This is a genomic window from Pseudarthrobacter sp. J47 (assembly GCF_049810315.1).
Lineage (GTDB): Bacteria > Actinomycetota > Actinomycetes > Actinomycetales > Micrococcaceae > Arthrobacter.
Genome location: NZ_CP187358.1, coordinates 1 through 14079, shown reverse-complemented (window position 1 = coordinate 14079; position 14079 = coordinate 1). Strand labels below are relative to the sequence as shown.

Genomic DNA, 14079 nt, shown 5'->3' with positions numbered 1-14079 from the left:
TGTTCACCGGTCCGGCCCCTGCGGATGCCATGGGGTTGTCCCACGGTGCTAGATTGATGGTGATGCCAGCCGACAGATCCGACGAGGACGCCTTGAACGATCAAGCCCAGTACCCGCGCGTTTCCCTTGTCATTCCGGCATACAACGAGGAATCCGTCATCCGGCAGTGCCTCATCGCGGCAATCTACCAGTCCGTGCCTGCCCACGAGATCATCGTGGTGGACAACATGTCCAAGGACCGCACGGCCGCCATCGTCCGGCAAATGCAGGACGAATATCCGGAGAGCCCCATCATCCTGCTCAGCCAGGACCGGGACCAGGGGCTGATTCCCACCAGGAACTTCGGGCTGAACCATGCCACGGGCGACGTCCTGGGCCGGATCGATGCCGACTCCGTCGTGGAACCGGACTGGGTGGAACAGGTGCAGCGGGCATTTGAGGACCCCAGCACCCAAGCGGCCACCGGTCCCGTGGTCTACTACGACATGCCAATGCGCCGGTTCGGGCTCAAGGCGGACGACAAAATGCGCCAGCTGATGCTGAAGCTGGCAAAGCACCAGTACCACTTCCTCTTTGGTTCCAACATGGCGCTCCGACGTTCCGCCTGGGAAACCATCCGGGATGAGACCTGCCTGGACGAACGGGACGAGATGCATGAGGACATAGATCTCTCGCTGCACTTGGCCGAACATGAACTGAAGGTCCAGTACTGGCCCACCATGGTGTCCGGAATGTCTGCCCGGCGCCTGGAGGACTCACCCCGCGACTACCGCTACTACGTCACCCGCTTCGACCGCACCTACAAGGCCCACAACGTCAAGAAGATGGCGCTGAAGGCGCCCATGGTGGTGTTCTTCTCGGTGTATTTCCCCGCGAAGCTGCTCCGCGCCATCCATACCGTCAACACAGCCCAGGCAGGCCGGCGCGGCGGGCAGTAGTCAGTCAGTTCCCAGCTCGGCGAGCGGTTTGGGTACGTCCGGTCCGCCGTCGTCGTGCCTTCCTGTTCTTCCTGTTCTTGCTGTTCTTCCTGTCTTGTTCCACTTCTGGCCCAGCACCAGCACGGCCAGGCCCACCATGATCAGGGCAAGCCCCGCGTAGGTGCCCGCGGGAAGTGTCTCGTCCAGGAACACTGCAGCCAGCATGGCGGCCCCGGGGATCTCCAGCAGGATGATCATGGAGACCAGCAAGGGGCTCATGGTCGCCAGCAGGTGGTTGAACGCCGTGTGGCCCACCAGTTGCGCGCAGACGGTAATGGCGATGATTCCCAGCCACCCGGAAGCCTCGAAGCCACCCAGCGGCTGGCCGAACAACAGGGCCATCACAGCCACCAGCGCCGCACACATTCCGTAGCACAGCGCCGTGTATGTCCCAGTGGTCATCGTTTGCCGGGCTTTCCCTCCGGCCAGGGTGTACAGGCCGGCCAGTGCGCCGCCCGCCACGGCCAGCAGGTCTCCCAGCAGCGCGTCCGGAGACGTTCCCATGTCAAAACCGGTAATGGCCACAACGCCGCCGAAGGCCAGGCCCAGCCCTGCAGGCACCTGCCAGCGGAACCGCGTGCCCCGCATCAGCGCGAAGATGGCAATCCACGCGGATTGCAGGCAGACCAGAGCCGTCGCCGCAGCCACGGACGTCAGCTGCAGGGAGGTGATGAAGCAGGCGAAGTGCAGGGCAAGCGCGACGGCGGCCAACGCCGACCAGCGGAACTCCTGGGCTGTGATGGCTCCAAACCGCCGTGGTTCCCTGAGGGCCGTTGGCGCTGCCATAACAACTGCACCAATGGCGTTACGCCAAAAAGCGATGGCCAGTGCGCTGACTGTAGTGGCACCAAGTGTGGCTGCAATCAGCGGCCCCGAGGAGGCAACTCCGAGGACCCCAACGGCCGCAAGCAAAAAGTTCACAGTCCAACAGTAGTGCCCGGGTTAAAGCAAAAAGTCCCGGACAGTTTTCACTGTCCGGGACCTTCCTTATGGTGGAGGCACGGGGACTCGAACCCCGAACCCCCTGCTTGCAAAGCAGGTGCGCTACCAATTGCGCCATGCCCCCATAAGAAGCAACCCGTCAATCATACACCGGCATTCGCGTGGCTTTTGCCACTCTTCCTGCCGGCTGGCCGGGTCAGTCAACCTTGTCGGTTGCCTGGCTCCATGCCGTCTTCCGGGCCTCGGATTCCTGTGCTTTCTTGTAAACCAGGACGCCTGCGATCGCAGCTGCAATAACCAGCAACTTCTTCACATGCACCCCGTTCCACTTGAACCTGCACAGTTCCGTGGGCGTACCAGGACTTGAACCTGGGACCTCTTCGTTATCAGCGAAGCGCTCTAACCGCCTGAGCTATACGCCCCCAATGCCCCTGCGGGCCGAGATATGACTTTACAGCACATCCCGGCCCGATCTCAAATCGGGGCAAATCCGGGGATTTCAGTCGTCAGTGAGGGTGACGCCGATGCCGCCAACCAGGGTGGCGGAGATGTTGTACAGCACCGCAGAAAGCATGGACAGTGCGGTCAGCAGCACCACATTCACGACGGCGATGATGGTGGCAAAGGAGGCCACCTGGCCCAGGGACGCGAACTTCTTCAACTCGAAGCCGCCGCCTTCGGTACCCGACAGGGTGCCCAGCAGGCTGTCCACCTGGTCGAAGATGCCGGTGAGGTCCAGGACGGTCCACAGGACGATTGCCGCCACTACCGTCACGATGCCCAGGGCAACCGAGAGGAGGAAGGACATTTTCAGTACGGACCAGGGATCGACTTTGCTTACCAGCAGGCGTGCGCGGCGGACCTTGGCCTTGGGAGCCGGCTTCACCAGGCCGGGGGTGCCCTGCGTTCCCTGAAGGGGACGCTGGCCTGCCGGCTGGCCTGGACGCTGGCCCGCAACCGGGCGGGTTGCGGGGCGTGCTCCCGCTGCAGGGCTGCCCTGCGGGGGACGCTGTCCCGCCGGCGCCGACTGGCGCGGGGCGGCAGCAGGCTGCTGGGGCGGGCGTGCCGGTGCGTTTACCCGCGGGGCCTGGGCTGGTCGCCCGGCTGGCCCTGGAGTATTGCTGCCGGTTTTGGGAAATGAGTCGGAATTACTCACTCGTTACCTCCGGTGTTGTCTTCGTTCGGCTCAGCATCCTCCGATGCCTCCGTGGACTCGTCCCCGGATGCAGATGGTGCAGGTGATGCTGACTCTGCGGATTCCTCGGAGGAACCGGCTTCTTCAGCCAACGTTACGTCATCGTCAGCGGATTCTTCGCTCTCGAGGCCACGTTCGCTGTTACGTGCCACCTCGATAATGCGGTCATTCTTGTCCGGCTTGGCGAAAATAACGCCCATGGTGTCGCGGCCCTTAGCGGGGACTCCGGTCACCGAAGAACGCACTACCTTGCCGCCTTCCATGACCACCAGGACCTCGTCTTCCTCCTGGACAATCAGGGCACCCACCAGGTGTCCACGCTCTTCCTGGTACTTGCCCACCTTGATGCCCAGGCCGCCGCGGCCCTGCAGCCGGTACTCCTCCACAGCAGTGCGCTTGGCGTAGCCGCCCTCGGTGACGACGAAGACGAACGAGCCGTCCTTCACCACATCCGCTGCCAGGAGTTCGTCGTCCTCACGGAACTTCATGCCGGTAACGCCGGACGTCGCACGGCCCATGGGGCGCAGGGCGTCGTCGGTGGCGGTGAACCGGATGGACTGGCCCATCCGGGACACCAGCATAAGATCGTCGGTTTCGGAAACCAGCTGCGCAGAGACCAGTTCGTCGCCGTCGCGCAGGTTGATGGCAATCACGCCCGCGGAACGGTTGGTGTCGTAGTCTTCCAGCCGGGTCTTCTTGACCAGGCCGCGCTTGGTGGCGAGGACCAGGTAGGGAGCCTGCTGGTAGTCCTTCAGGTCCAGGACCTGGGCGATGTGCTCGTCCGGCTGGAACGCCAGCAGGTTCGCAACGTGCTGGCCCTTGGCGTCGCGGCCGGCCTCCGCCAGTTCGTACGCCTTGGCACGGTAGACCCGGCCCAGGTTGGTGAAGAACAGCAGCCAGTGGTGGGTGGTGGTGACGAAGAAGTGCTCGACGACGTCGTCCCCGCGCAGCTGCGCGCCCTTGATGCCCTTGCCGCCGCGCTGCTGTGAACGGTAGTTGTCGCTGCGGGTGCGCTTGACGTAGCCGCCGCGGGTAATGGTGACCACCATTTCCTCTTCGGGAATGAGGTCCTCGACTGACATGTCGCCGTCGTAGCCCATGAGGATCCTGGTGCGGCGGTCATCGCCATGCTTGGCGACGATCTCGCCCAGTTCAACGGAGATGATTTCACGCTGGCGTTCTTCCGAGGCGAGGATTGCGTTGTATTCCGCAATGGCCGCTTCCAGTTCCGCATGCTTGTCCTGGATTTTCTGGCGTTCCAGGGCAGCCAGGCGCCGGAGCTGCATGTCCAGGATGGCGCGGGCCTGAAGCTCGTCGATGTCCAGCAGTTCCATGAGGCCGTCGCGGGCCGCTTCCGTGGTGTTGGAGGCGCGGATGAGGGCAATGACTTCATCCAGCATGTCCAGGGCCTTGAGCAGCGCGCGGAGGATGTGCGCTTCTTCCTCGGCCTTGCGCAGGCGGTACCGCGTACGCCGGGCAATAACGTCCATCTGGTGCGTGACCCAGTGCCGGATAAACGCATCCAGGCTCAGGGTGCGGGGCACGCCGTCGACGATTGCCAGCATATTGGCGGAGAAGTTGCTCTGCAGCTCGGTGTGCTTGTAGAGGTTGTTCAGGACCACCTTGGCCACGGCATCGCGCTTGAGCACAATCACCAGGCGCTGGCCGGTGCGGCCTGACGTTTCATCGCGGAGGTCAGCGATGCCCTGGATCTTGGCGTCCTTGACCAGCTCGGCGATCTTCACTGCCAGGTTGTCCGGGTTGGCCTGGTACGGCAGTTCGGTGACCACCAGGCAGGTGCGGCCCTGGAGTTCCTCGACGTTGACGACCGCGCGCATGGTCACGGAGCCGCGGCCAGTGCGGTACGCGTCCTCGATGCCCTTATGGCCCAGGATGGTGGCGCCGGTGGGGAAATCGGGTCCCTTGATGCGCAGCAGGAGTTCCTCGAGGAGCTCCTCACGGCTGGCGGTGGGGTTCTTCAGGTACCACTGGACGCCGTCGGCCACTTCGCGCAGGTTGTGCGGCGGAATGTTCGTGGCCATGCCAACGGCGATGCCCGAGGAACCGTTGACCAGCAGGTTGGGGAACCGTGCCGGCAGGATGGTGGGTTCCTGGTTCTTGCCGTCGTAGTTGTCCTGGAAGTCGACGGTTTCCTCGTCGATGTCGCGGACCATCTCCATGGCCAGCGGGGCCATCTTGGTTTCGGTGTAACGCGGGGCCGCAGCGCCGTCGTTGCCGGGCGAACCGAAGTTTCCCTGGCCCAGGGCCAGCGGGTAACGCATGGTCCAGTCCTGGATCAGGCGCACCAGGGCGTCGTAGATCGCGGTGTCGCCGTGCGGGTGGTACTGGCCCATGACTTCGCCAACAACGCGTGCGCACTTGTTGAAGGAGCGGTCCGGCCGGTAGCCGCCGTCGAACATCGCGTACAGCACACGGCGGTGCACGGGCTTGAGGCCATCGCGGACGTCCGGCAGCGCGCGGCCCACAATAACGGCCATGGCATAGTCCAGGTAGGACCGCTGCATTTCCGTCTGCAGGTCCACCTGCTCCACACGGTCAATCAGGACATCGCCCTCAAGGACGACGTCGGGCATGTCAGCAGACTCGTCCGGAGTCTCGGGAGTTTCGTCGCTCATGTTCTATATGTTCCGTTTCAGGTATATGTCGTTCATGGAATATCCGCGGCCTAAGCCCTTAGATATCCAGGAATCTGACGTCCTTGGCGTTCTGCTGAATGAAGTTCCTGCGGGATTCGACGTCCTCGCCCATCAGCACGGAGAAGATCTGGTCTGCAGCCAGGGCGTCATCCATGGTGACCTGCAGGAGGGTGCGGTGGTCCGGGTCCATGGTGGTGTCCCACAGCTCGGTGTAGTCCATCTCGCCCAGACCCTTGTAGCGCTGGATGCCGTTGTCCTTGGGGATGCGCTGGCCAGCGGCCTGGCCGGCCAGCAGCTTGGCATCGCGTTCGCGGTCGCTGTACACGTAATCGTGCGGGGCGTTGGACCACTTGATCCTGTACAGCGGCGGCTGTGCCAGGTAGACGTAGCCGTTTTCGATCAGCGGGCGCATGTAGCGGAAGAGGAGCGTCATCAGCAGCGTGGTGATGTGCTGGCCATCGACGTCGGCATCAGCCATCAGAACGATCTTGTGGTACCGGAGCTTGCTGAGGTCGAAGTCCTCGCCAATGCCGGTTCCGAACGCCGTGATCATGGACTGGACCTCGGCGTTGCCCAGTGCCTTGTCCAGACGGGCACGCTCAACGTTCAGGATTTTTCCACGCAATGGCAGGATGGCCTGGGTCTCCGGGTTGCGGCCGCGCTTGGCGGAACCACCGGCGGAGTCACCCTCCACGATGTAGACCTCGCAGCGGGCGGCGTCCTTGGAGGAGCAGTCGGACAGCTTTCCCGGCATACCAAACGATTCCAGCGGGCTCTTGCGGCGCGCGTTGTCGCGGGCCTTCCGTGCAGCCATGCGGGCCTGGGCGGCGGAAATCGCCTTGCGGATCACGTCGCGGGCCGGGCCCGGGTTGCGCTCCAGCCAGTCACCCAGCTGGTCCGTCACCACACGCTGCACAAATCCCTTGACCTCTGAGTTGCCAAGTTTGGTCTTGGTCTGGCCTTCGAACTGGGGTTCGGCCAGCTTGACGGAGATGACGGCGGTGAGGCCTTCACGGATGTCGTCACCGGTGAGGTTGTCCTCTTTTTCCTTGATGATGCTCTTCTCCCGGGCGTACCGGTTGATCAAGGAGGTGAGTGCGGCGCGGAAACCCTCTTCGTGCGTTCCGCCCTCGTGGGTGTTGATGGTGTTGGCGTAGGTGTGCACGCTCTCGGAGTATGCGCTGGTCCACTGCATGGCCATCTCGAGGGCAATCTTGCGATCGGTGTCCTCGGTTTCGAAGGCGATGACGTCCTCGTGGACAACTTCCACCTTCTTGCCTGAATTCAGGTGCTTTACGTAGTCCAGCAGGCCGTCGTCGTACTGGTAAACGACCGTGCGGTGGCCGGCTTCGATTTCACCCTCAGTGGGGACAGCATCGAGGTCGAGGTCTTCGTCCTCCGTGTCATTCTCTGCGACGCGTTCGTCGGTCAGGGTGATGCGCAGTCCCTTGTTCAGGAACGCCATCTGCTGGAACCGTGCGCGCAGGGTTTCGAAGTCGAACTCTGTGGACTCAAAAATACCGGCATCAGGGTAGAACACCTGGGTGGTGCCGGTAGCGTCGGTTTCCTCGCCCTTGACCAGGCCGCCCTGGGGCTTGCCGCCGTCGGCGAACTGCATGCGCCAGACGTGGCCCTGCCTGCGGATTTCGGTATCAACCCGGCTGGAGAGGGCGTTAACTACGGAGATACCCACGCCGTGCAGACCACCGGACACGGCATACCCGCCGCCGCCGAACTTGCCGCCGGCGTGCAGGATGGTCATCACGACTTCGACGGTGGGCTTGTGCTCGGTGGGGTGCATGTCCACGGGGATACCGCGGCCGTCATCAACCACTTTCACGCCGCCGTCGGCCTGCAGGACAACCTCGATGTGGCTGCAGTAACCTGCCAGGGCTTCGTCTACGGAGTTGTCCACCACTTCATACACCAGGTGGTGCAGGCCGCGGGGTCCGGTGGAACCGATGTACATGCCCGGGCGTTTCCGGACAGCTTCGAGGCCTTCCAGGACGGTGATGTCGCTGGCACCGTATTCACGCGGGGAAGCTTCGGTTTTTACTGGTGTATCCGGGGTGTCCGGCGTCCGCTCCGCCCCGTTTCCGGGCTCCACTGCCTGAATTTCTGCATTGTCGTTAGCCACAGGCGCTTTCGACTCCTCTGTATTCGATATGGCCGGCAGCACCAGCTCCAGAGGAGGGAACAGCCGACGGGCACAAACCACCGGCGCAGGCCAACCCTCACGCAGCTCCATTTTCCGTCTGCGTTATGCAGCCGGAAAAACGGACTCGTCAACGTTTTACCGGCGCCCAGTTTTCTCTACAGATTCTATCGTGAAGTGGCCCGGAATCTTGCATTCAGAGGGCTCGTCCAACAGCTAATATGCCGATGCGAGGCCAGAGACCCCGCCTAGGCGGCCCTCGCGGTACCGTCTTTGGGTTCCTATACGCCCTCCGGGCCCCTGACGCCCCTACACGCCGTTTGGCGAATACACAAGAGTTCGCGGCGGGTGTGGTTACCCGTAAGTATCCCGGGGGCCGCGGCCGTTGACGCTCCGCCCGCCTTTTCGCCAGGTGGGTGCGGCCGGGCCCAGGACGTGGATGCTGGTGACGACGCCGTCGCCGAGTTCGGTCCGGAACTTCTCCAGGAGGCTGTGGCTGAGCAACCGCAGCTGTGTGGCCCATGCCGTGGAATCGCAGCGGACATGCAGGGTGGTGTTGTCAAAGCTTTCGGGCGTGCAGTGCGCGGAAATTTCCGGCCCCACCAAGGCCGGCCACTGTGCCATGACGGAGCCCACAGCCACCGGGGATGTCCAGCCACGCTCCGCGACCAGGCGGCCCACCACTTTTCCCAGGCCCAGCGGATCACGCCCCGTGTTGTGGAACTGGCTGAATCCGCGGGTCCCGGCGCTGCGGGGACCTGGCTGCTTGGTGGTCCCGGACTTCCTGGGCGCGGCACGCCGGATTTCGCCGCGCGCTGCGGCGGCTTCGCGCATCCGGTTCAGCGCGGCCTGCGGCGCATCAATGTCGTCCGGATCGCGGCCAGGCTGCAGGCCCTTATCCTTGCTCATCGATTCCTCCCGGAATGACCGCCACCCGGCGCCCGGCCAGTTCTTCCGGGATATCGGCGTCGACGGCGGCCGTCACCAGCACCTGTTCGGCACCGGAGACTATGGCGGCCAGTTTACGCCGCCGCTGCACATCAAGCTCGGCAAAAACGTCGTCAAGGATCAGGATGGGAGCGGATCCTGCAGCACGGGAATCGTCCATCATCACGTAATAGGAGGCGAGCCGGAGGGACAGGCACATGGACCAGGTCTCGCCATGCGAGGCATAACCCTTGGCAGGGGCCTGGCCCAGGACCAGCTCCAGCTCATCGCGGTGCGGCCCCACCAGGGAAATTCCGCGTTCCCTCTCTCGCGGACGTGCCGCGGCAAAGGCTGCCACATAGCGGTCGGTGAGCTGGTCAACGCTCAGTTTCCGGAGGTCATCGCCTTCGCTGCCACCACCGGTCGGATCCGCGCCAGTGGTTCCGCTACCGGCCCCGGCGGGCAGGCCGTCGTCGTCCATCATGTTCTGCAGCGTTGAACGGTAGATGGCGTCAGCCGGTTTGGAGGCATCGGTCAACTGCTCGTAGGCGCGCGCCAGATGCGGGCGCAACCGCTCCACCAGATCCAGCCGCGCATGCAGCAGCTCAGCGCCGGCCCGTGCCATGTGCTGGTCCCAGACATCCAGGGTGGCCTCGTGCCCGGCAGTGAATTTTCCGGTCCGTGCGGATTTCAGGAGGGCATTGCGTTGCTTCAGGACGCGGTCATAGTCGCTGCGGGTGGCGGCATGCCGCGGGAGGAGGCTGACCAGCAGCTCGTCAAGGAAACGGCGCCGATGTGACGGGTCACCCTTCACCAACGCCAGGTCCTCGGGAGCGAACAGGACCGTCTGGCAGATCCCCAGGATGTCCCGCGCCCGGACCGGATTGCTGCGGTTGATCCGCGCCCGGTTGGCCCGACCGGCATTGATTTCGAGCTCCAGCACAGTGGACTGTTCACCGCGGACCAGCCTGGCTCGGACCAAAGCCCGCTCAGTGCCGAAACGCAGCAAGGGACCATCGGAACTGACCCGGTGCGAGCTCAGGGTAGCCAGGTACCCCAGCGCCTCCATCAGGTTCGTCTTGCCGATCCCGTTGGAACCCACCAGCACCGTCACACCAGGGCCAAGCTTCAGGTCCACCTGGGCATAGCTGCGGAAGTCGGTCAACGAAAGATGCTCTACGTACACGGTGGCTTCGAAATTCCCGAAAGGTGGTGCTCCATGGGTGGATTCGCGGAGCGGGGTCTGGTGGTTATTTTGCCGGGCGGGTGGCGTGGCCGCCGAACTGGTTACGCAGGGCGGAGACCATCTTCATGGCCGGTGAGTTGTCCTCGCGGGAGGAGAAACGGGCAAACAGCGCAGCCGTGATGGCCGGGGCCGGAACAGCATTGGCGATCGCTTCCTCAACAGTCCAGCGGCCTTCCCCGGAATCTTCAACGTAATCGTCGATCGATTCAAGGCCCGGATCCTCGTCCAAGGCCTTCACCATCAGGTCCAACAGCCAGGAACGGACAACTGTTCCCTTCTGCCAGGCACGGAACGTACCGGGAAGGTCCTTGATGATGTCCTTCGCCGCCAGCAGTTCATAGCCCTCGGCGTAGGCCTGCATGAGTCCGTATTCGATGCCGTTGTGGACCATTTTGGCGTAGTGGCCGGCACCGACTCCGCCGACGTGGATGAAGCTGTCCGCGCGTTCACCCTCCGGACGGAGGGCATCGAAGACAGGCATGGCACGTTCGATGTCCGCTGCGTCGCCGCCGGCCATCAGGCCGTAACCGTTCTGGAGGCCCCAGACGCCACCGGAAACACCGCAGTCAGCGAAGCGGATGCCCTTGGCGGCAAGTACCTCACCGTGCTTCTGGTCCTCAGTGAACCGTGAGTTTCCGCCGTCGATCACCAAGTCGCCAGAGGTGAGTTTCTCGCCAAGTTCCGTGATCACGGCATCGGTGATGGCTCCGGAGGGGACCATCACCCAGATCAGCCGTGGTGAAGGAACTGCTGCCAGGAGCTCGTCCACGGAAGCAACATCGCTGACCTCTGGGTTCCGGTCGAATCCGGTGACTTCGATTCCACCCTTGCGCAGCCGTTCGCGCATGTTGAAACCCATTTTTCCAAGGCCGATCAGTCCGATGTGCACGGTGTGAACTCTTTTCTGCGCTGGTTGAGAGTGGGACCCGCCCAACTAGGTCGCATTAGATGCCGTTTAGGGGGTCCATAACGGCAACAAATGCTACTCAGTTGGGGAGGCGGACGGGCATTACGAGGTAGCGGTAGTCACTTTGGTCTTCACCGTCGGCGTCAGCTTGGGCGGTGATCATGGCCGGCTTCGGCGCAGTGGTGAAGGAGAAACGGACAAACTTGGTTTCAATGACACTCAGGCCTTCAACCAGGTAATGCGGGTTGAAGGCAACGGTGATGTCATCTCCGGAAAGCTGTGCTTCGAGCTCTTCGGAGGCCTGCGCATCTTCGCCGGTGCCGGCGTCGAGGTGCAGCTGACCTTCAGTGAACGCCAGGCGGACCGGAGTGTTGCGCTCTGCGACCAGGGATACACGCCGGACCGCTTCGACAAGTTCCTGGGTCTGCACAGTGGCGTGGATCGGCGTCGAATCCGGGAACAGCGAACGGATCTTGGGGTAATCGCCATCCACAAGCAGCGACGTGGTGGTGCGGCCGCCGCTTTCGAAACCGATGAGCCGGCTGTCGTCATTGGAAATCGCCAGGTTGATGTCCCCGCTGTTGCCCAGCGTCTTGGCAACTTCGTTCAGCGTTTTGGCCTTGACCAGGGCACTGGTGGAAATGCCCGGAGTGACAGGCTTCCAGGGAAGTTCACGCATGGCCAGGCGGTACCGGTCCGTGGCGAGGAGCGTGATCAGGTCATCTTCGATCTCCATGCGCACACCGGTGAGGATGGGCAGTGTGTCATCACGGCTTGCGGCAATGATCACCTGTGACACGGCCTGGGCGAACGAATCGCCGGCTACGGTGCCGCTCAATGCAGGCAGTGAAGGCAATGCCGGGTATTCGGCTTCGGGCATCGTGGCCAGGTGGAAGCTGCTTCGACGGCAGGTGAGCGTGACTTTGTTGCCGTCAGTCTCGACATCAACCGGGGCGGAGGGCAGGCTGCGGCAAATGTCAGCGAGAAGGCGTCCGGAAACCAGGATGGTGCCTTCGGTGCTGATGTCTGCCGGAATCTCAAGCCGCGCGGAGGTTTCGTAGTCAAAGCTCGAAAGGCTGACCGTTCCGGATTCGGCTTTGAGAAGCAGCCCGGACAAAACCGGCACGGGCGGCCGAGGAGACAACGACCGGGCTGTCCAGGTGACGGCTTCTGCCAGGACATCCCGTTCGACTCTGAACTTCACGGAAGGGTGCCGCCTTTCATTGCTGCTGTCGTCTGAACTGCTGACAGCTTAGCCCGAGATCTTGTGATTCTCCCATCCCCGGCCGGAGGCCTGGGGCCCGTTGGAGCTGGTGGAAGGTCCCTGGACCATCACTTCCGGAACGCCTGGGACGGCCTGGAAACCTGGTTGTTGTTTGAGGGATTTCAATTTCTTGGGATTAGTAGTGTTAATAACCCCTGTGGAAACTGTGGATAACTCGATCCCGCGGCAGGAATCCGGGGTTAAGCCCTGTTCACCCACTGTGGGTGGGCTGTGTTTTAAACAGGCTGTGGATGGGGACAAGATTTTTGCGGAAATCGGCGATCCACAGACGGCTTAAGGGTTTTAAGCCCATTAACCGCAGTTGTCCCCTTAAGTTTCCACAGGCTTATCCACATGCGCCTGTTAATAAGGTATGAGTGCGGAGGATCAGGAGTCGCGCTGCTGCTGTTTGATGCGGTTGGTCAGCTCGGTCACCTGGTTGTAAATCACACGGCGCTCTGCCATCAGTTCCCGGATCTTGCGGTCCGCGTGGATCACTGTGGTGTGATCGCGGCCGCCAAGCTCCTGGCCGATCTTGGGAAGCGACATGTCCGTCAGCTCCCGGCACAGGTACATGGCGATCTGCCGGGCGGTCACCAGGGTCCGGGTGCGGGACTTGCTGCAGAGCTCCTCCATGCTGAGCTTGAAGTAGTCGGCCGTCTGCGTGAGGATCTGCGCGGACGTGATTTCCTGGGCGCCGTCGTCGGTAATCAGGTCCTTCAACACCATCTCGGCCAAGGCAACATCCACGGGCTGCCGGTTGAGGCTGGCGAACGCCGTGACGCGGATCAATGCACCCTCAAGTTCACGGATGTTGCTGGAAATCTTGGACGCGATGTACTCCAGGGCGTCGTCGGGAGCGGACAAACCTTCGCTGAGCGCCTTTTTGCGGAGAATCGCGATTCGGGTTTCCAGTTCAGGCGGCTGGATGTCCGTCAGGAGGCCCCACTCGAAGCGGGACTTCATGCGGTCCTCGAATCCGGCCAGCAGCTTGGGAGGCTGGTCCGAGGTGATGACCACCTGCTTGTTGTTGTTGTGCAGCGAGTTGAACGTGTGGAAGAACTCCTCCAGCGTCCGGTCCTTGCCCGCCAGGAACTGGATGTCGTCAATTAGCAGCACATCGACGTTGCGGTACGTGGTCTTGAAGCTGGCGCCTTCGTCATCCCGGATGGAGTTGATGAAGTCGTTGGTGAACTCTTCCGAGTTGACGTAGCGGACGCGGATTCCGCTGTACAGCCGGCGTGCATAGTGGCCAATGGCGTGCAGGAGGTGCGTTTTGCCCAGCCCGGAGTCGCCGTAGATGAACAGCGGGTTGTAGGCCTTCGCCGGAGCTTCAGCCACTGCAACAGCGGCCGCGTGGGCAAACCGGTTGGATGATCCAATAACGAAGGTGTCAAAGACGTACTTCGGGTTCAGCCGGCCAAACTCGTGTGAGGTGCTGGGCAGCATGGGCTGCGGCTTCTGTTCGATCAGCTGGTCGCCGGAGTAGGAAGGTTCGACGACGGGCTCCGGCTCTGCGTGCAGGGGAACCAGGTCAGTGTCCACGTCGATCGCGCAGCGGATGTCTTCAGAGAAAACGTTGTGCAGGGCGTCGTCCAGTGCTTCCTTGACCTGGGTCTGGAGGACTTCGCGGGTGAGTTCGTTGGGAACCGCAACGAGCAGGGTTGATCCGATCAGCCCTTGCGCCTGGGCGAGGATGACGAAGCCACGCTGCCGGGGGGAAACCCGATCGTCTTGTTCCAGGAGGCTGACCACCCGCCGCCACGAACTTCCAACAGTATTGGCGTGGTTGGCTTCGTCAACGGTCAT

11 protein-coding genes and 2 tRNA genes are annotated in these 14079 nt (G+C 62.6%); 1 reads left to right on the top strand and 12 read right to left on the bottom strand.

What is annotated here, in order from left to right:
• Positions 1 to 62: 62 nt before the first annotated feature.
• On the top strand, positions 63 to 938 hold the full coding sequence (locus ACPJW8_RS00065) for a glycosyltransferase family 2 protein (RefSeq protein ID WP_330188928.1): 876 nt from the start codon (positions 63 to 65) through the stop codon (positions 936 to 938).
• Here ACPJW8_RS00065 and ACPJW8_RS00060 read toward each other — a convergent pair whose 3' ends face one another.
• The 12 genes from ACPJW8_RS00060 to dnaA form a co-directional block, all read right to left on the bottom strand.
• Positions 939 to 1898, bottom strand: a complete 960-nt coding sequence (locus ACPJW8_RS00060; protein WP_330188927.1) for a DMT family transporter — start codon at positions 1896 to 1898, stop codon at positions 939 to 941.
• A gap of 69 nt (positions 1899 to 1967) precedes the next feature.
• Positions 1968 to 2043: transfer RNA gene (locus ACPJW8_RS00055), tRNA-Ala, on the bottom strand.
• 72 nt (positions 2044 to 2115) lie between these two features.
• Positions 2116 to 2232, bottom strand: a complete 117-nt coding sequence (locus ACPJW8_RS00050; RefSeq protein WP_330188926.1) for a DLW-39 family protein — start codon at positions 2230 to 2232, stop codon at positions 2116 to 2118.
• Between the two features lie 35 nt (positions 2233 to 2267).
• Positions 2268 to 2341: transfer RNA gene (locus ACPJW8_RS00045), tRNA-Ile, on the bottom strand.
• Positions 2342 to 2418: 77 nt separating this feature from the next.
• Positions 2419 to 3075 carry a DUF3566 domain-containing protein gene (locus ACPJW8_RS00040; RefSeq protein ID WP_330188925.1) on the bottom strand — a complete coding sequence of 219 codons (657 nt, stop codon included), beginning with the start codon at positions 3073 to 3075 and terminating at the stop codon, positions 2419 to 2421.
• Positions 3072 to 5750, bottom strand: coding sequence for a DNA gyrase subunit A (gene gyrA, locus ACPJW8_RS00035; RefSeq protein ID WP_330188924.1), 2679 nt, complete (start codon positions 5748 to 5750; stop codon positions 3072 to 3074). The genes ACPJW8_RS00040 and gyrA overlap by 4 nt, the downstream gene beginning before the upstream one ends.
• A 58-nt stretch (positions 5751 to 5808) precedes the next feature.
• The gene (gene gyrB / locus ACPJW8_RS00030) at positions 5809 to 7908 is read right to left on the bottom strand and encodes a DNA topoisomerase (ATP-hydrolyzing) subunit B (protein WP_330188923.1); all 2100 of its coding nucleotides are present in this window, start codon (positions 7906 to 7908) and stop codon (positions 5809 to 5811) included.
• Positions 7909 to 8280: 372 nt separating this feature from the next.
• Complete coding sequence (locus tag ACPJW8_RS00025) at positions 8281 to 8835, bottom strand: DUF721 domain-containing protein (RefSeq protein ID WP_330188922.1); 555 nt, start codon at positions 8833 to 8835, stop codon at positions 8281 to 8283.
• A complete protein-coding gene (gene recF / locus ACPJW8_RS00020; RefSeq protein ID WP_330188921.1) occupies positions 8822 to 10039 on the bottom strand; it encodes a DNA replication/repair protein RecF in 1218 nt (405 codons plus the stop codon). The genes ACPJW8_RS00025 and recF overlap by 14 nt, the downstream gene beginning before the upstream one ends.
• Before the next feature lie 64 nt (positions 10040 to 10103).
• Positions 10104 to 10988, bottom strand: a complete 885-nt coding sequence (gene gnd / locus ACPJW8_RS00015) for a phosphogluconate dehydrogenase (NAD(+)-dependent, decarboxylating) (RefSeq protein WP_330188920.1) — start codon at positions 10986 to 10988, stop codon at positions 10104 to 10106.
• A gap of 97 nt (positions 10989 to 11085) precedes the next feature.
• Positions 11086 to 12210, bottom strand: coding sequence for a DNA polymerase III subunit beta (dnaN, locus tag ACPJW8_RS00010; RefSeq protein WP_330188919.1), 1125 nt, complete (start codon positions 12208 to 12210; stop codon positions 11086 to 11088).
• A 447-nt stretch (positions 12211 to 12657) separates the two neighbouring features.
• Positions 12658 to 14079: a chromosomal replication initiator protein DnaA gene (dnaA, locus tag ACPJW8_RS00005; protein WP_330188918.1), complete on the bottom strand. Its 1422-nt coding sequence runs from the start codon at positions 14077 to 14079 to the stop codon at positions 12658 to 12660.

What these genes read in the sequence shown, in the direction of transcription:
- gyrA (WP_330188924.1), bottom strand. Translation starts at nt 5,750, where the DNA reads ATGAGCGACGAAACTCCCGAGACTCCGGACGAGTCTGCTGACATGCCC.
- ACPJW8_RS00065 (WP_330188928.1), top strand. Translation starts at nt 63, where the DNA reads ATGCCAGCCGACAGATCCGACGAGGACGCCTTGAACGATCAAGCCCAG.
- ACPJW8_RS00025 (WP_330188922.1), bottom strand. Translation starts at nt 8,835, where the DNA reads ATGAGCAAGGATAAGGGCCTGCAGCCTGGCCGCGATCCGGACGACATT.
- dnaA (WP_330188918.1), bottom strand. Translation starts at nt 14,079, where the DNA reads ATGACCGTTGACGAAGCCAACCACGCCAATACTGTTGGAAGTTCGTGG.